Source organism: Croceitalea vernalis, from assembly GCF_031846405.1.
Taxonomy (GTDB): Bacteria; Bacteroidota; Bacteroidia; order Flavobacteriales; family Flavobacteriaceae; genus Croceitalea; species Croceitalea vernalis.
Genome location: NZ_JAVRHU010000003.1, coordinates 394,321 through 413,611 on the forward strand (window position 1 = coordinate 394,321; position 19,291 = coordinate 413,611).

Annotated in this window: 14 protein-coding genes; 10 read left to right on the top strand and 4 right to left on the bottom strand. The window is 33.9% G+C overall.

Annotation, left to right across the window (positions count from 1 at the left end):
- Positions 1-8: 8 nt before the first annotated feature.
- Together rpsG and rpsL are read right to left on the bottom strand one after the other, a co-directional pair.
- On the bottom strand, positions 9-485 hold the full coding sequence (gene rpsG, locus RM520_RS12235) for a 30S ribosomal protein S7 (RefSeq protein WP_311385963.1): 477 nt from the start codon (positions 483-485) through the stop codon (positions 9-11).
- Positions 486-507: 22 nt separating this feature from the next.
- Entirely contained in the window at positions 508-882 is a 375-nt protein-coding gene (rpsL, locus tag RM520_RS12240; RefSeq protein WP_031445118.1) for a 30S ribosomal protein S12, read from the bottom strand.
- Between the two features lie 904 nt (positions 883-1,786).
- On the opposite strand from rpsL, the gene RM520_RS12245 reads away from it, so the two are divergent.
- From RM520_RS12245 to rlmB, 9 genes are all read left to right on the top strand, one after another.
- Positions 1,787-5,029, top strand: coding sequence for a SusC/RagA family TonB-linked outer membrane protein (locus RM520_RS12245; protein WP_311385964.1), 3,243 nt, complete (start codon positions 1,787-1,789; stop codon positions 5,027-5,029).
- Between the two features lie 22 nt (positions 5,030-5,051).
- Complete coding sequence (locus tag RM520_RS12250; RefSeq protein WP_311385965.1) at positions 5,052-6,773, top strand: SusD/RagB family nutrient-binding outer membrane lipoprotein; 1,722 nt, start codon at positions 5,052-5,054, stop codon at positions 6,771-6,773.
- A gap of 9 nt (positions 6,774-6,782) precedes the next feature.
- Complete coding sequence (locus tag RM520_RS12255) at positions 6,783-7,736, top strand: hypothetical protein (RefSeq protein WP_311385966.1); 954 nt, start codon at positions 6,783-6,785, stop codon at positions 7,734-7,736.
- An 89-nt stretch (positions 7,737-7,825) separates the two neighbouring features.
- Positions 7,826-8,764 (top strand): hypothetical protein, encoded by a 939-nt coding sequence (locus tag RM520_RS12260; protein ID WP_311385967.1) that lies wholly within the window; start codon positions 7,826-7,828, stop codon positions 8,762-8,764.
- A 135-nt stretch (positions 8,765-8,899) separates the two neighbouring features.
- A complete protein-coding gene (locus tag RM520_RS12265; protein WP_311385968.1) occupies positions 8,900-12,265 on the top strand; it encodes a VCBS repeat-containing protein in 3,366 nt (1,121 codons plus the stop codon).
- A 45-nt stretch (positions 12,266-12,310) separates the two neighbouring features.
- Positions 12,311-13,648: an aryl-sulfate sulfotransferase gene (locus RM520_RS12270; protein WP_311388196.1), complete on the top strand. Its 1,338-nt coding sequence runs from the start codon at positions 12,311-12,313 to the stop codon at positions 13,646-13,648.
- 149 nt (positions 13,649-13,797) lie between these two features.
- On the top strand, positions 13,798-14,541 hold the full coding sequence (locus RM520_RS12275) for a hypothetical protein (RefSeq protein WP_311385970.1): 744 nt from the start codon (positions 13,798-13,800) through the stop codon (positions 14,539-14,541).
- A 202-nt stretch (positions 14,542-14,743) separates the two neighbouring features.
- Positions 14,744-15,478, top strand: coding sequence for a hypothetical protein (locus RM520_RS12280; protein WP_311385971.1), 735 nt, complete (start codon positions 14,744-14,746; stop codon positions 15,476-15,478).
- Between the two features lie 164 nt (positions 15,479-15,642).
- Positions 15,643-16,380: a 23S rRNA (guanosine(2251)-2'-O)-methyltransferase RlmB gene (gene rlmB, locus RM520_RS12285; protein WP_311385972.1), complete on the top strand. Its 738-nt coding sequence runs from the start codon at positions 15,643-15,645 to the stop codon at positions 16,378-16,380.
- Here the strand turns inward: rlmB and RM520_RS12290 are convergent.
- The gene (locus RM520_RS12290; protein ID WP_311388197.1) at positions 16,377-17,105 is read right to left on the bottom strand and encodes a rhomboid family intramembrane serine protease; all 729 of its coding nucleotides are present in this window, start codon (positions 17,103-17,105) and stop codon (positions 16,377-16,379) included. The two genes, rlmB and RM520_RS12290, sit on opposite strands and share 4 nt — an antisense overlap.
- Before the next feature lie 81 nt (positions 17,106-17,186).
- Here RM520_RS12290 and RM520_RS12295 point away from each other — a divergent pair, with 81 nt between their 5' ends.
- Positions 17,187-18,464 carry a replication-associated recombination protein A gene (locus tag RM520_RS12295; RefSeq protein WP_311388198.1) on the top strand — a complete coding sequence of 426 codons (1,278 nt, stop codon included), beginning with the start codon at positions 17,187-17,189 and terminating at the stop codon, positions 18,462-18,464.
- On the opposite strand, the gene RM520_RS12300 is transcribed toward RM520_RS12295, so the two are convergent.
- Positions 18,461-19,288 carry a hypothetical protein gene (locus tag RM520_RS12300; protein WP_311385975.1) on the bottom strand — a complete coding sequence of 276 codons (828 nt, stop codon included), beginning with the start codon at positions 19,286-19,288 and terminating at the stop codon, positions 18,461-18,463. The genes RM520_RS12295 and RM520_RS12300 overlap by 4 nt on opposite strands.
- Positions 19,289-19,291 lie beyond the last annotated feature (3 nt).

The following is a 19,291-nucleotide window of genomic DNA, read 5'->3' on the forward strand; positions in this document are numbered from 1 at the left end:
TTCGGTGTCTAAAATCTAAAGTGGGAAAATGCTTTGTTTGCTTCAGCCATTTTATGAGTATCAACTCTTTTCTTGACGGCAGCGCCTTCTTCTTTTGCAGCAGCTAAAACCTCTGCCGCTAATTTTTGCGCCATAGATTTTTCATTTCTTTTTCTTGCATAAAGAATCAACCATTTCATTGCGGTTGAAATTTTTCTATCCGGACGAATTTGCATTGGAATTTGAAATGTTGCTCCACCCACTCTTCTACTTCTTACTTCAACGTGCGGCATTACATTTGATAATGCATCTTTCCAAAGTTCTAAAGCTGTTTTTTCTTCGTCAGTATTTTTCTCTTCAACAATATCAATTGCATCATAAAATACTTTGAATGCTGTGGATTTTTTTCCATCCCACATCATCATGTTTACAAAACGAGTCACCAATTGATCTCCAAATTTTGGGTCTGGTAACAATGGTCTTTTCTTTGCCTGTCTTTTTCTCATCTCTTCTAACTAAAAGTTTTGATTACTTTTTAGGGCGTTTTGCACCGTATTTAGACCTACGTTGTGTTCTACCTGCAACACCAGCGGTGTCAAGTGCTCCACGAACAATATGGTATCTAACTCCTGGCAAATCTTTTACCCTTCCACCTCTTACCAATACTATCGAGTGCTCTTGGAGATTATGTCCTTCTCCAGGGATGTAAGCATTTACTTCTTTACCATTTGTTAACCTTACCCTAGCAACTTTACGCATTGCTGAATTAGGCTTTTTAGGTGTAGTAGTGTAAACACGCGTACAAACTCCCCTTCTTTGCGGACAAGAATCCAAAGCGGCCGATTTACTCTTCTTGGTAATTGTGACCCTTCCTTTTCTTACTAATTGTGAAATTGTTGGCATTAATATCTTTGTTATAAAATCAAAAACCCCATTTTTTGGGGCTGCAAATGTAGTGATATTTCAGAATAATTCAAATCACTTTGCAGTTATTTTCAAAATAGTTTGAGAATTACTTTGCAGATTACGAATAACTTAACTTATAGTTGATATTTACTCAAGTTTTATATACCTATCACCAAAACGATGTTTTGTATACATTTTTGTTTCAAATCTTAGTGTAGCTCATTACCATGGATTCTATTATCCCCAAAAAGCAACATACCTAAACAAAGAAACATTCATGACTACCAAAATTTATTTTTTCAATTTATGCTTACCTAAAAACATCTCGCTTCAAATTCATTCAATATCTAACTAAATCAACATAGTTTAAATTTATTTCATTATACCTTAATATATAAGGAAGAAAAGTTTTAGTATTCAAAACAACAATCCATTGAACTAATTTTAAGTTTAAAGACTATTCAAAACACAAGTAGACTGATACTTTATTTAAAGTAAAAAGTTGATTTGCAAAATCAATCAGTAACCAAAAGAAAAATCAAATTTTTTAGTTTTTTAAATTCTTTAACCAGAACAAATTGATGCATATAAAATATTACTATAATTACTTAGATGAAGATTACTCTTTACTATTGTTCAATTTCAAATAACCACGACTTAAACAACAATCAAATTTTAACAAGAAACTAGAATCAATATCACGATTTAAGGTTTAACAGTTTTGTTTAGGATTAAGGAAATATGAAAATATCACAACATAAATTGAGTATAATTAAATTAATAGAATCGAATTTTACTTATCACAAATTTTATCACAATTCTTAAAGTTTTATTAATATTCATTTGGTTTATTAACTTGAAATTATGATTTTAGCGCTTAGCTAATTCAAATAATTTAAAAATGAGAACAAAACTAAATGGAATCTTAACGCTGTTATTGGCGTTTGTTGTGCACTTATCGTTTGCACAAGACAAGACGATTTCGGGTGTAGTAACAGACTCTGACGGTCTGCCTTTACCTGGGGTTAACATTGTCGTAGAAGGTACTTCCAATGGTACCCAAACAGATTTTGATGGAAATTATTCAATTACTGCAAGCGCAGGTCAAAGCCTGTTGTTTACGTATATTGGACAAAGAGATGTTAGAAGAACTGTTGGTGCTGGTACTACAATGAATGTGCAAATGGAAGAAGATGCACAAGCACTTGAAGAGGTAGTAGTAACTGCCCAGGGTATTAAAAGAGAGAAGAAAGCCCTAGGTTATGCTGTTAGTTCTGTAGGTACTGAACAACTACAAGACAGAGCTGAAGGTGACGTTGCTAGAGTATTAGCAGGTAAAGCTGCTGGGGTACAAATTACTTCAGCTGGTGGTGCTGCTGGTTCTGCAACCAATGTTGTTATTAGAGGTTTAAGTTCTTTTAGTGGTAGTAACCAAGCATTATTTATTGTTGACGGTGTACCTTTTAGTAATGACACTAACCAACAAGGAAGTTTTATTGGTGGTAACACCGGGAGTTCAAGATTCTTGGATTTAGACCCAAACAATATTGAGAGCATTGAAGTACTTAAAGGTCTTTCTGCTGCTACTCTTTATGGTACGCAAGGTCGTAACGGGGTAATTTTAGTAACTACTAAATCTGGTTCTGCTAGTACTGGGCCTAAGAAAACTGAAATTACAGTGAGTCAATCATTCTTCTCGAATGAGATTGCTTCATTACCTGATTACCAACAACAATATGGAAATGGATTTGACCAAGCTTTTGGTTGGTTCTTTAGTAACTGGGGTCCTAGCTTTGATAGAGGTGGAACTGCAGGATGGGGAGCTCAATCAGCTATTGATGATGCTGGTACATTAGCACACCCATACTCAACTGCTTCTTCAGCTACTGGTATTCCTCAAGCTTTCCCAGAATTCGCTGGTGCAAGATATGAGTGGAGACCATATGCTTCAGTTGCAAACTTTTTTCAACCGGGTGCTACTATTAATACTAACGTAAATGTTTCAGGTTCTTCTGAAGATGGTAACACTGCATTTAATGCTAACGTAGGTTATTATGACGATGAAGGATTTACTCCTGGGAATGAATTTAACAGATTTAACATGTCTATAGGTGGTGTAGCTAAATTGTCTAATAAATTTACTATTAGAGGTACAATGAACTATGCTAGATCAGATGTTAAAACTCCTCCTATTGCATCAAGTAGAGGTAATGGTACGGATGGTTTATCAATTTATGGTAACGTATTCTTTACTCCTTTAAGTGTGGATTTAATGGGGCTTCCTTTTGAAAACCCAATTGATGGTAGTAGTGTATATTACAGACAGAATAACAGTATCATCAACCCACGATGGACTGCTCAAAACGTTCAGTATAGACAAATTACAAATCGATCTTTTTGGAATTTATCTGCAACTTATGAAATCAATGATAATTTAAGTGCAACTTGGAGATCTGGTTTAGATTTCTACAACGAGCGTAATATTAACAGCTCTAATAAAGGTGGTGTTCGTTTTAATGAGGCTGTATTTGGATTCTTACAGACTTACGATAATAACAATACTATTTGGGATCACTTTGCATCCATTAATGGTAACTATGACATCTCTGAAAAATTAGGTTTATCATTTACTGCTGGTGCAACGGCTCGTTCAGATTTCTATGACCGTAGTGGTGTTGGAAGTACAGGGCAATTAGTATTTGGAGTTAAAAGACATTTTAACTTCGAAAACCAAACTCCTATTCAGTTCTCTAGAAAGAGAAATATTGTTGGTCTTTTAGGTCAAGCTACTTTAGATTATGACGACTTCTTATTCCTTAATATAAGTGCTCGTAAAGACTGGGTATCTAACTTCCAAAGTGAAAATAATAATATCACCTATCCTGGTGCTAGTTTATCTTTCTTACCAACGAATGCTTTTCCTGAGTTAAAGTCTGAGAATGGTCTTAACTTTTTAAAATTAAGAGCTAGTTATGGTACATCTGCTAACTTTGACACAACTGCAGCTTATCCTACAGTTGGTGTTACTTCGCAAGACACTCAAGTGTTTAATGATGGCCTAAGTGGAACTTCAATTACTACAAATCAGGTGTCTGGATTTAAAGCAAATCCTGATTTGAAACCGGAACTTTTAGAAGAAATAGAATTAGGTATTGAATCTAAATTCTGGAAAAACAGAATTTCATTAGATGCAACGTATTTCATTAAAACTACTAATGATTTAATTGTATCAGAACCCTTAGCTCCTTCTACTGGTTTCACATTGACGCAAAGTAATATTGGTGAGATTGAAAATAAAGGTTGGGAAGCTGAAATTGGTGTTGACATCTTTAGAGGAGAGAACTTCAATTGGAATTCTAAAGTTAATTTCTTTACTAACGATGTTATTGTAACTGAGTTAGATCAAGACGCAATTTTCTACGCTGGTTCTTTAGCAGAAGGTGGTGGACTATTTAGAGGTTCAAACGCAGCAATCAAAGGTGAGTCTTTAGGTACTATTGTAGGTACTCAGATTCAAAGAGACGACGCAGGTAATTTTGTTGTAAACAGTGCAGGCTCTTATAATGTGGCTGAACAAGATGCAGATGGTAATGTTCCAATAATTGGTGATTATATTGCTGATTATCAAATGAACTTTATAAATAGCATTAGTTACAAAAACTGGAATTTAAATTTCCAAATTAACCACACTAAAGGTGGTGATGTTCTGTCTAGTACAATTGCAACTTTGTTAGGTAGAGGTTTAAGTGTTGAAACAGAAGATCGTTTAGGTACTTATGTTTTACCAGGTGTAAGAGAAGATGGAAGTGTTAATAATATTCAAATTAACAACTCTACGTACTTCTTTAGCAACTTGTTATTTGGTCCAACAGAGACCAGAATTTATGATGCCTCTGTTGTACGTTTACAAGAAGTTTCTTTGGCGTACAGCGTACCTTCTAAGTTCTTAGATAAAACACCATTTGGTGCCTTAACCTTTACATTACAAGGTTTCAACCTTTGGTATGATGCTTATAACACTCCTGATGGTGCAAATTTTGATCCAAACGTTCAAGGTGTTGGTATTGGTAACGGTGGAGGATTTGATTTCTTGAACGGTCCAAGTGCAAGAAGATATGGATTTACTGTTAGAGCTTCATTTTAATAAAAATTGTTAATAAGATATCATGAAGAAAATATTTAAAAAATTCACATTAATTTTCGCAACAGTTGGTCTTTTGACTACTGGTTGTGAAACGACAGATTTGGACTTAACTGTAAGTCCAAACGACTTGTCACCTGAGCAATCAGATCCTAATTTACTACTGAATGCCATTCAGTTGGCATATGTATCAAATCAGGATGATTTTTCTGACAATACAGCAGGTTTAACTCGAATCCAATATTTTGGAGGTAGAAATTATTTTAATGGTCTACCAGGTAATACCTTAAATGCACCTTGGGCGAGAACTTATAGTTCAAGTTTTAATATCCCAGGTACTGGAGTAAGTGTTGGTATTTTAACCAACTTACAAACACTAGAGGCTATAGACGCTTCAAGTGATGTTGACTACTCTTTTCATATTGCATTAGGTAAACTAATGTATGCCCACAGTTTATTTCAATTAGTGGATGTTATTGGAGGAGCTGCTTTCTCTCAAGCTGGTAACCCTGCAGAGTTTCCAGCACCAATTTTGGACAGCGGACAAGAAGTTTACAGTGCTGCTTTTGGATTATTGGATGAGGCTGAAGCTTTATTGTCTTCAGGTCCATCTGCGCAAGGAGCAATTGACATGTTCTATGGTGGTGATACAGACAATTGGATTAAAGCAATTAACTCAATTCGTTTAAGATCATATAAAAACACTAATAATAAAGCTGCTTTTGACGCAATTGTTGCTGGAGGTAATTATATCGCTTCTGCCGACGAAGATTTGCAGTTTCAATATGGTGTTAGTGAATTACAGCCAAGTGATAGACATCCTGATTTTGAAGCAGGTTATACAAATACAGGTGTTGGTCCATATAGATCTAATTACTTGATGGATTTAATGTTACAAAACGATGACCCAAGAATTCGTTACTATTTTTACAGACAGGCTAATGGAGTTCCAGGTGCTATCGATGTAGACGGTAACGCTGTTCCTCCAAATGAAGAAACAATTTCTTGTTCATTATTCACGCCACCTCCACATTACGCTGGTTTTGTTTATTGTAGTGTAGATAATGGTTATTGGGGTAGAAGTCATGGTAACGATGAAGGTGGCCCACCAGATGGATTCTTAAAAGCGGCTCCAGGTGTATATCCTGCTGCTGGTCGTTTTGACGATAGTCAATTTAATGAAACCGATCCAATTACAGGTGTTCTAGTAGCTCCAGGTGTTGGTCTTGGACAAGGTGGTGGTGGAGCTGGTATTGAGCCGATCATCCTTTCTTCTTATGTTGATTTCTGGATTGGTGAAATGGCAGCTACAGATGCTGAGAAAGCAACTGCGATGCAAGCTGGTCTTGAAAAGTCTATCGCTAAAGTTCAGACTTATGGTGCTGTAGACGGTTCTGCTGATTTATCTTTTGAACCAACTGCTGCCGAAGTAACAGCATATATCGATGGTATTGTTGCAGATTTTAATGCAGCTACAGGAGATGATAAAGAGAACATATTTGCTGAGCAATACTTTACAACTTTATATGGTGGAGAGTTTGAAGGGTTCAATTATTATCGTAAAACAGGATTTCCTACAACTGTATTCCCTAACTGGGAGCCAGATCCAGGACCATTCCCAAGAACATATTTAATACCACAAAATGAGGTGTTAAATAATCCAAACTTAACGCAGAGAAGTGATTTGACGACTCAAGTATTCTGGGATACCAATCCAGCGAGTCCAACGTTCCCACCTGCTAACTAGAAAATAGTAATGAAAAAGTATTTTAAATATTTTCTAGGATTTGGTGCCTTGGCAGCGGTTGTTTTTTCAACCGGCTGTGAAGATGGTGACCAAGTATTTGACCAAATTATAGCGAACGAAACTCGTGGTGCTATATTAAGAACTGTAAACTTAGTTTCTAATGAATTACCAATTGGTGTTTCAGACGGCAGTTTTTCAGTTGAATTAGAAATTCAAGATCAAGAAGAAGGAACTTTAGTTTCTGAAGTTGAAGTATATGTTGGATTTTCAGACAACACAGATGCTGTTGGACCTGGAACTGATGTTGCTGAAACTTTAGTTGAAACTATAAGCAGTTCAACCTTTACCATAGGTGAATTTGGACTACCTAGATTCAGTTATGCCATTACACTACCTGAATTGTTATCAATTGTGGGAAGAAATGAAACTGATATCACAGGTGGTGATCAATTTCCAGTTCGTTTTGAATTGGTTCTTTCTGATGGTCGTAGATATTCAAATGGTGATAATTCTGGAACTATTACAGGTTCTTATTTTAACTCACCATTCTTGTATACTCCAACAGTTATTTGTCCTATACCAGAAGGTGCTTTCACTGGAACTTATGACTTGACAATGGCGAACCCAGGAGTATTTAGTGGTGGAGCATTTACAGAGGGACCAGTTGAAATTACAGCTACTGGTGGTACTGCTAGATCAATTGCAACTGTAAACTACCCTCAATTTGGTGGATTTAACAGAACGTTCTTGTTTGATTTAATTTGTGATGAAATAGTTATTCCAGAACAAGATCAAGCTTTAGAATGTACTGCTGGTGTTCCTTTGATTTACAGCCCTAATGCTGATGCGACATTAACTTATGACGCTGCTGACGATTCTGTTATTAACATTACTTTTGATGAAGATACGCAGGGTACTTGTGGCGGACCAGTTACTGTTTCCTTTACATTGACAAAGGTTTAAATGATATAGACTCCCCAATTCATTTTGGGGAGTTACTTTAAACCATTAGATGGGGTATTAATATTTTTAATTTTTGAAAAATATTTTTTATGAAAAAAATAATATCACTTATAGTTTTATCAATTACTATAATTTCTTGTTCAGATAGCGACAAGGTATTTGATCAAATAGTTGAAGCTGAAACTAGAGGTTCTACACTTAGAACTATAGAAGTTACTGAAAACGAAATCCAATACGATGCGCCTACTGGTACATTGACTGGTGGTGGTTTTACTGCCGTAGTTGAAGTACAAGATCAAGAAGACGGTAATTTATTATCCTCTCTTGACGTTTATATTGGATATAGTGATAATACTTCTGAACTTGGTAATTCCACAATTGGTTCAGACGAAGTATTAGCACAGTCATTTACTTTAGCTGATGGCACTATTGGCGAATTTGGTTTACCAAGATTTTCTTATAGCGTTACTGGTACTGAAATGCAATCCGTTTTAGGTTTATCAGGAGGAGAAATCGCTGGTGGAGATAATTTCACTATTAGATTTGAAATTGTAAGAACAGATGGCGCAGTTTATTCTGCTGCTGATAACTCTGGTACCATAACCGGATCTTATTTTAGCTCTCCTTTTGAATATGCATCAACTTTAGTTTGTGCTCCTTCAGCTCCAATTCCTGGAGTATGGACAGTTAACATGGAAGATTCTTATGGTGACGGATGGCAACCAACTACTGCCGATGGTGGTGGACCTGGCCTAACTATCACCTTAAGTGATGGTACCGTATTTGAAATCGGACTATGTACACCATATGAAGCAGAAGCTTTTGATTGTACTGACGGGGATAGTGCAGGTACTGCTACTTTTACTGTGCCTGATGGCTTAACAGGACCAGCGGTATTCCGTTGGAATGGTGATTTTTGGGGCGAAATGTCTGCAGAAATACTTTCACCAGGTGGCAATACGGTAGCTACTGTTTCTTCTGGAACAGCTGCAACTGACCTTGCAATTGATTTCTGTGTAGAAGAATAAAACATAAAACAGTTTTAGTTTTTAAAACCACCTCTTTGAGGTGGTTTTTTATTTTAACTATATTCTTAATACATCTTAAGCCTCCTAAAAACCCTTTATTAGTATTTTTACATAAATTCTAGAATAAAACTTATGATGTTCTGTTCGAAACTCAAAGAATCATTTTATGCTTATTTTTTATCTATTCTAACTTTTGGCATATCGGCAATATTTCTAACATCTTGCGTTGAAACCAATTCTAAAACAATATCTAAAAACAACCTTGAAGAGGATAGCAAAATTTTCAACTCCATAGCTAAAGAAGAAAGCGGTTTAGCTTTTAAAAATACGATTAAAGAAGATGTTTCAACTATGGAAAATCTTTTCAATTATGATTATTTCTATAACGGTGCCGGTGTAGGAATATCAGATTTAAACAACGACGGTTTAAATGATATTTTCTTTTGTGGAAATCAGGTTGACAATAAATTGTATATCAATAAAGGTGAATTGGCTTTTAAAGACATATCGCAAAAATCAGGTATTAATAAGGGAAAAAACTGGTCTAATGGAATCACTTTTGTTGATATCAACAACGATGGTTGGCTAGATATCTATGTTTCTCAGGGTGGACCTAAAAACAGAAATGAAAGAAAGAATCTTCTTTTTATAAATCAACAAAACGAAACATTTAAAGAAGAAGCAGAAGAATTTGGCTTAGACGACCAAGGTATCAGCACACAATCGGTGTTTTTTGATTTTGACAATGATAATGACCTTGACTGCCTTGTAATGAATGAAAATGAATTATATGGTGTGGATCCAATAAACCTATTCAAATTAGCCGATAAAGATGATGATTCAAGATACTATAACAGCTCACATCTTTACCGAAATGATAATGGCAAATTTATTGACATCACTAAAGAAGCTGGTATTGAAAGTCCAATATTTGGTCTTGGTTTATCTGTAACGGACATCAATAATGACGGTTGGCTAGATTTTTACATTGCTAGTGATTATTATATTCCGGATGTATTTTTCATAAATAACAAGAATGGCACATTTAGTAATCGAATAAAAGAGTTTACGCGTCACATCTCTTTTTATGGAATGGGAATGGATATTGCGGACATAAATAATGACTTAAAGCAGGATATTTTCGTTCTAGACATGGCAGCTAATGACCATATTCGATCAAAAACATTGATGGCCTCAATGAATACAGATAGGTTCGATTTTTTGATTAACAAGGCAGAGTTTCATCATCAATACATGTATAATTCATTACAGCTACAAACTGATGATTTAAAATTTTCTAACGTATCACAAGCAACCTCAATGGCTAATACTGATTGGAGTTGGTCTGTTCTCATGTCCGATTTTAATCTTGATTCACATAAAGATGTGTTCATAACCAATGGTTATAGAAGGTATGCTCTAGATAATGATTTACAGAACAACGTCTACAAAGCTAAAATGCAATACAAGGGGAATGTACCACTGGAGGTTAAAAAACAATTATATGAATCTATGCCTTCTGAAAAACTTCCGAATATCTTATATCAAAATAAGGGCAACCTTAATTTTAAAGAAGTAGCTAAAGAATGGGGACTAGCAGATTTCTCATTTAGCAATGGTACTGCTCAGGGCGATTTAGACAATGATGGTGATGTCGATTTAGTCGTAAATAATATTGATGACTATTGTTTTTTATATGAAAACTTAACTTCAGATAAGACCAAAAACAACTATTTAAAAGTAGAAACGAAAGGTGAATTATCAGAATCTTTTGCTCAAGTAAACATATACTATTCCGGACAATCTCAAGTTCAAGAAATAAGAAGAGTAAGGGGCTATAGATCTGCCCAGGAGAATCTAGCACATTTTGGTCTTGGCAAACATTCAAAAGTAGATACCATAACTGTTACATGGCCAAGTGGAAAAATTGAAAAAAAATTTAACATTCCAGTTAATGAAAAAATAGTATTTTTTGAGGAGGACGCTTCAAAACTAATAGCACTAAGAAAGGATGGAGCAAGTCAACCTTTTAAATCTCTAAATATTTCTCAAACAGGTTTAGACTTTAAACACCAAGAAAACGTTTACGATGATTTTGAAAAAGAGATATTATTACCCTATAAACAATCAACCCAAGGCCCTTTTATGTCAAAAGGCGATGTTAATGGAGATGGTTTAAAAGATATTTACATTGGTGGTGCTTCAGGACAAAGCGGAGAGCTTTATATACAAACTACTTCAGGAAGGTTCTCTAATAAAAAAATAAAAGCTTTTAACGATGATAAAAGCTATGAAGACATGGAGTCTATTTTCTTTGATTTCGATAATGATGATGACTTAGATTTATTCGTCGTTAGTGGTGGCAATGAGTTCGCTAACTATTCCTCTTTATACGCTGACCGTTTATATATAAATAATGGTAATTCAAATTTCACTAAAGCCAAGCTAGATGCCTTGAAAACCAACCCAAAAAGTGGCAAATCTGTAGCTATTATAGATTTTGACAAAGACGGAGACATGGATATTCTTGTTGGAAATAGAATAATACCCCAGAGTTATCCAAATTTTGCTCCTTCAACTTTATGGGAAAATGACAAAGGACAATTAAAAGATGTAACCAACAAAATAGCTCCGGATCTTTTAAAATTTGGAATGGTAAATAAGCTTATTGCGACCGATTATAATACTGACGGTTGGATGGATATTATGGCTGTTGGTGAATGGACAGGCATCGGTATTTTAGAAAATAATAAAGGTTATTTTAGTCTTAACAACAAACTTGACAACATTACAGACACTAAAGGTTGGTGGTTCACCATTCAAGAAACTGACATAAACAATGACGGTTTACCAGACTATATGTTAGGTAATGCTGGTCTTAACATTAAGTTTAAAGCCAGCGCAAAAAAACCATTCAAGGTTTTTGCTAATGATTTTGATAATAATGGAACACCAGATATTGTTTTAAGCAAAGAATATAATGGTCAATACGTTCCAGTTAGAGGTCGTGAATGTTCTTCACAACAAATGCCTTTTATTCAACAAAAATTTGAAACCTATTCAGAATTTGCAACCGCAAATTTATTAGATATTTATGGAGAAAAACTTGATACTGCCTATGAAGCAGAGGTGAACGAATTTCAATCTTTGTTTCTTTTAAATAAAGGAGATGGCAAGTTTGAAAAAGTTCTGTTGCCGATTGAAGCACAATTATTTCCAATTATGAACATAGTTTTTAAAGATGTAAACAATGATGGGTACGAAGATGCCATAGTAGGCGGAAATATTTATGAAACCGAAGTAGAAACTCCTAGATTGGATGCCTTTTCAGGATTAGTTTTGCTCTCAGATAAATCTAATGGCTATGTAACAATGCCTTCATCAAAATCTGGAATACTATTTAATGGAAACGTTAAAGACCTTCTTTTAATTGACAATGATCAAACTAGGCTTCTAATAGCTTCGCAAAATAATGGCACGCTTGAAGTTTATTCCTTTTAAAAAGGATTTACTACCTTCCAAAAAAATTCTATAAATACATTTGCTATGAATTTATACAACCTAAAGTTTAGGTATTCTTTGATTGCCTTCTTTTCTATAATTCTTATTTCATGTACCAGTGATTACGTTGATGAACCAGAGTCTGAGGTCCTTCAAATGGAAGATGACGATATTCCACCAATTACTACTATTGAATTTCCTGATAAGGAAGGACTTGAAGTTTTAGCAGGAGAAAAGGTCTTTGATGGATTTATACTTGTAAATGACGCCGCTGCTAATAGAGTTTATTTAATGGACAAGGCCACTACCCTAATTCATGAATGGAACTTAAACGGTAAAAGATTAGGTAACGACGCGTTTCTATTAGATGATGGTAGATTACTAGCCATGCTGGAGTCTGAGACACCTTTACTAACTTTAGGTGGATTTGGAGGTTTAATTTCTTTGATTCGTAAAAATGGAGAGGTAGAATGGAGCTATGAATATTCTAATGAGAACCATATTGCTCATCATGATGCTAAAATGCTTCCTAATGGAAATATTCTTTTTTTATCATGGGAGAAAAAATCTGCTGAAGAAGCGAATGAAATTGCTTTTTCACCGGGTACTCAAATAATTTATGATGCAGTTCTAGAAATAAACCCGACAACCAATGAAATTGTATGGGAGTGGCATATGTGGGATCATCTTATTCAAGACCTTGATGACACCAAACTGAATTTTGGAGATGTATCATTAAACCCCCAATTAATAGATATCAATTATCAAGAAGTTACAAATCCGGACGGTGATGTAAGTCATGCAAATGGTATTGACTATGATGCAGAAAACGATTTGATCTATGTCAGTGCTAATTTTTATAGCGAAATTTGGGTGATTGATCATAGCACAACTAGCGAAGAAGCCAAATCAAATTCAGGTGGAACTTTTAACAAAGGTGGAGATTTAGTATATAGGTTTGGCAATCCATCAGCTTACAAAAATGATGTAGGCCTTAGGTTATTTGACAGAAATCATCATCCTAATCTTTTATCTGGTGATAAAAAAGGAAACATACTTGTATATGCTAATGGTTTTGAAGCAGAACAATCCACCGCATATGAATTAAAAACTCCTGAAACATTTGAACTGATTCCTAATTCAAATAATGAACCAGAAATTATTTGGAGTTTTACAGATTTAGAACTTTATTCTGGTAGAGTATCTGGAGTAGATATTTTACCAAATGGCAATAGGCTTATAACTGAAGGTGATTTTGGTTTTTGGGAGGTTACTGAAGCTGGTGAAATTATTTGGCGTTATACTGAAGCTGGTTTTTTTTGGCGCGGATACCATTTTAGTAAAGATTCTGAAGCGATTAATCGATTACAGCTAGAATTCTGAAAGTGTTCAAATTGAAACCTATTTGGACCAAATTTTCTTGTATCAAGCAATAGATAGTCTTTCCACGTAAAATTTTTGAATTTTCTTAACATACTTCGCTATACTTTAACACTATTTTTAAATAAATTTGCCGCTTGAAAATATGTACTATGAAAAGAATAATTACCACTTTTATCTTTTGTTTATCCCTAACTATTGGAATAAGTCAAACAGCTGGTCAAGTTGCTAATTATGGCGCAGCAGGTAGTTCGGCGAACGCATCTGTTGGACAATTAAATACTATTCTTGGGTCTATTCAGGATTCTAATAAAAAATTATCTTTTATTGAAGGTGATGTTCAAGGCTCACCATACACGAATCAGATTTTTCTCCCAACACAACTGTATTATGGTGATGAAAATATGGGAAACATGTTTTACCGTTATAATGCTTTCAATGAAGAAATTGAAATAAAGCAAACTAATTTAGAGAGTGAAGGCATTAAGTCTTTAGGTAGAGACAAGAAAATTTCTATTATAGTTAATGGGCTACCAATGAGTTTCATAACTTTTATAGATAAAAAAGGAACGACTCAAAACGGATATTTAACCAAACTGAGTGAAGGTAAGTATGCCTTATATCGCAGAACAGATGTAAAATATACTGAAGGACAAAAAGCGCAAAATTCATTTGTTAAAGCTATTCCTGCTCGTTTTTCAAAATTTACAGAATACTATTTAGGCATTGAAGGTGTCAATAGAATTGACGAATTGGAGTTAAGAAACAGAAAATTAATAAAACTAGTTCCTGAGGATAAAAAAGAAGCTTTAAAAGCTTATTTAAAGGAAAATAATATCCGTATAAATAACGAAGCTAGCGTAATCAAAGTCTTAGATTTTTTAAACAAAGGATAAAATCAAGTTTACCTCTTAATAAAAAACCCATTATCTACAATGTTGATAATGGGTTTTTTAGTTTTCATATGTTCAAAATACAAGTAAATAGGGAAGCAATTTAAAGTCTATAAATCTATAAGTCAGATAGGGTTACTAAAATTTAATTCAGTTCAAGTCTTTTTTCTGAATAATTTTTCATAACTTAAACAAAAACGATATCATGAAAAAAACTTTTGGATTTTTAACAGCCGCATTAGTCGCTTTTAGCCTCAATGCACAAACTTCAGGTCAAGTTGCGACCTACACAACAGGTGTTGGAGCACAGACAGATGGTCTTTACAATTATGCCATGGGCGCTATCTCTGACAAATTAGAAAAACTATCGTATGAAGATAGTACTATTGAAGGTTCACCATACAAAGCCAACACTTTTATGCCTACCCAACTCTATTATGGTGATGAAGCGATAGGACAAGTTTATTATAGATATAACGCTCATAATCAAGAGATTGAAACTAAACAGCAGAATTTAGACCAAGAACCTATAAGAGCATTAGGCAGAGACAAGAAGATAAAACTAATGGTTGACGGTAAACCAATGAGTTTTAAGACTTTTATTGATAAAAGTGGAAACACACAAAATGGATATTTAACGCTTTTAAGAGATGGTAAGTACAAATTATATAAAAGACTAAATATTGTGTTTAAAGATGCAAAGAAAGCACCAAATTCTTTTGTAAAAGGAACACCTGCCCGCTTCACACCATTTACGGAATACTATCTGGAATCTGAAGATGGTAAAAGAATTGATGAAATTGAATTGAACACTAAAAAATTCTTAAACGTAGTTGGTTCAGAAAATAGAGAATCGGTCAAACAATTCATAAAAGAAAATAAAATCAAATTAAAAGATGAACAAGATGTTTATGCTATTTTAACTTTTCTAAATAGCTAAGACAAATATTAAAAACAGTTTTAAAAGGACAAGGTGATATTTAATTCATCTTGTCCTTTTTTTGTTTCGAAAAAACTTTCCAACTAATATATTATGAATCAATTCTCAGATTTCAAATTAAGATGATATAGCTATTAATTGATTAGTTACCTTTGCGCTCAGTTATGAAGAAGAACCAACTCATTTATGGAATTAGGGCCATTATAGAAGCAATAGATGCGCAAAAACCAATCAATAAATTATTCTTACAAAAAGGCTTAAAAGGAGATTTATATAAAGAGCTTGAAGTTAAAATTAGAAAAAGTGGACTAAGTGTATCATATGTACCCATTGAGAAGCTCAATAGACTTTCCAATAACAATCATCAAGGTGCTATCGCACAAATATCACCAGTGGCTTTTCATAATTTTGAAACCTTAATTGAAAAGATATTACAAGAAAAGAAAAAGCCGCTTTTATTATTACTAGACCAAGTTACTGATGTACGAAACTTTGGTGCAATAATAAGAACTGCTGAATGTACAGGTGTTGACGCTATTATTATTCCAAAAAGTGGTTCGGCACCTATTACAGAAGATACTGTTAAAACCTCAGCCGGAGCTGCTTTCAATATACCAATTTCTAAAGTTGATCATTTGAAAGATGTAATTTTCTATTTACAAGCGTCAGATATTACAGTAGTTGGAGCGACCGAAAAAACAGAAAAATCCATTTATGAAATTGATTTTAATACACCTTTAGCCATATTAATGGGGTCAGAAGAGAAGGGTATTTCACCTTCAATTTTAAAAATACTTAATGCCAGTGCTAAACTCCCTTTATTAGGCGAAATAGGTTCTTTGAATGTATCAGTTGCTTGTGGGGTATTTTTATATGAAGCTCTAAGACAAAGGATAAATTAATCTTCTTTTTGTGTTTTTTTAATATGATATACTAATTTCACTGTATCCTTTTCTTCATTTTCAATCTTTTCAACAAAATTACCGTTCTCGTCAAAATGTTTTAAAAATTCATCTTCTTCTTCATTAAAATCATCTTGTTCCCATTTGTATTTTTTTGACTCCGGTATAGTGGTTTTAATAAATTTCGCTAAAATTAAACCCGTAATAAACCCAGACAAATGACCTTCCCATGAGATACCTTCTTCTATAGGGAAAATATACCAAAGCATGCTACCATATATAAATACTATGGCTAAAGAAAGCGCTATTAACCGATAGTATTTCGTAAAAACGCCTTTAAAAAATACAAAACTCACTAAAACATAAATAAGACCACTTGCTCCTATATGAAATGAAGGTCGGCCAATTAACCAAGTTAAAATACCGGTTATAATAATCCCATAGCATAGCACTTTTAACGCATTCCTTTGATAAAAATAAACCAATGTTAAGGTAAGAATAGCGAGTGGAATCGTATTGTTGTATAAATGCTCTACTGAGCCGTGTATAAAGGGACTAAACAAAACCCCTTGAAGACCCAATAGTTTTCTTGGATATATACCATATTCATTAAAATTAACTCCGAGCCTGAGCTCCAACCAAAATACAGTCCATATTGCTAGTACCGCAAACATAGGTGCCAACAGCATGCTTAGTGAAAATTTAAAATATTTTGATTCTATCATTAGTATTACTCTAGCAATTAATTTACCACATTTATAAAAACGGTTAAATTGTCATCTTTGTATTTATTTTACTTTTATAACATGAATGAACCTTTAGCAGAAAGAATTAGACCTAAAACTTTAGAAGACTACGTAAGTCAAAATCATCTAGTAGGTAAAAACGGTTCATTAACTCATCAAATAGAAACAGGAGTAATTCCATCTTTAATTTTCTGGGGACCACCCGGTACAGGAAAAACTACTTTGGCTAATATAATTGCGGTTGAAAGTCAAAGACCATTTTATACTTTGAGTGCAATTAATAGTGGTGTTAAAGATATTCGAGAAGTTATAGAAAAAGCAAAACAAAGTGGTGGGATTTTCACGACTAAAAACCCGATTCTATTTATTGATGAAATTCATCGTTTTAGTAAATCACAGCAAGACTCTTTACTGGGCGCTGTAGAAAAAGGTTGGGTCACTTTAATAGGTGCTACCACAGAAAACCCAAGTTTTGAAGTAATTCCTGCTCTATTATCACGTTGTCAAGTTTATATTTTAAACTCATTTTCAAAAGAAGATTTAGAGGCATTACTTCAAAGAGCTATGAATACAGATCAGTTCTTAAAGTCAAAAAAAATACAACTTAAAGAAACTGAAGCTTTACTTAGACTTTCTGGTGGAGATGGTAGAAAACTACTCAACATTTTTGAATTACTTATAAATGCAGACAGTGGTGATGAAATCATCATAACTGATGAAATAGTTATGCAAAAAGTACAGAAAAATACAGTGCTATATGATAAAACTGGGGAACAGCATTATGACATTGTTTCTGCATTCATCAAATCGATTAGAGGAAGTGATCCAAATGCTGCGGTTTATTGGTTAGCAAGAATGATTGAAGGAGGAGAAGATGTAAAGTTCATTGCCAGAAGAATGCTGATACTAGCTTCAGAAGACATTGGCAACGCCAACCCAACCGCTTTAGTTATAGCTAATGCTACATTTCAAGCGGTTACTACAATTGGCTACCCCGAAGCAAGAATTATTTTAAGTCAATGTGCAACTTACTTAGCCTGTTCTGCCAAAAGCAACGCTAGCTATATGGCTATAAATAAGGCACAACAACAAGTAAAAGAAACTGGTGATTTACCCGTTCCCTTACCTATTAGAAATGCACCGACAAAATTAATGAAAGATTTAGGCTATGGAGATGGGTATGCCTATGCACATGACTTCGAAAATAATTTCAAAATAGCAGAGTTCTTACCAGAAGAAATTTCCGGCACTACATTCTACAAACTAGGTAATAATGCTCGAGAAAATAATATGAAGGAATTTCTAAAAAAGAGATGGAAAAACAAATACGAATTTTAAAATTTGATATTTAATTCTTCAACTATTTTTCCTGTGGCACCTTTATATTCTAAATACCACTTTTCGTCTTTTTTTACAACAACTCCATTTACACCTTCTTGATTCACTAGAAATACATTCTCAATTGAAGTTTCACCTAAAATATATTTTATTGCCCCGTCTTTGTCACTAAGTTTATATCCACTTCCTAAGGCTTCAGCATACAAATAAATTTTCTCAGTTGTATCATCGTTAGAATCTTTAACTACATCTGTTTTTTGCATGACTTTTTCTACAATTTCTTCCTTTATAGGTTGAGCTGAAGACCGCTTCTCTTCATTAATAGCATCTTTTTCTTCAATACTTTTAACATCGTTTTTAAAACTTACTGCTATAGTTTCTTTTTCAGAATCAGCACTATTAGGTTCATAATTATGGTTCAGGCCTTGAAAAGAAGCACATGTTTCAGTAATTACAGTTTTATAGGCTTTATCTAATTCTTTGATTTTAGTTTGAGCATCTAAGGTTCTATATATGACTTCACCTTTGCAGTCCTTTAAAACTAGTGCAACTTTTGTTTTAAATAATCCAGATTCATCCAATAAATCAGTAAAAAGCGCCAAGCATCTATTTTCTTGAAGCTCAAAAGGAAGGGCATTATCATAAATAACATTAAAACCTTCAACAGTCATAAAATGCTTAATCAGTGTACTTGTTTGAAATTGATTAGGGTTTTTAAACGCTTTAAACTTTACCGGTACGACTATGTATTTATAATCATTTAATTGCCCATTTATGGAGTTAACAGCGCAAAATAGCAGTACTAATACAAATAACTTTTTCATATA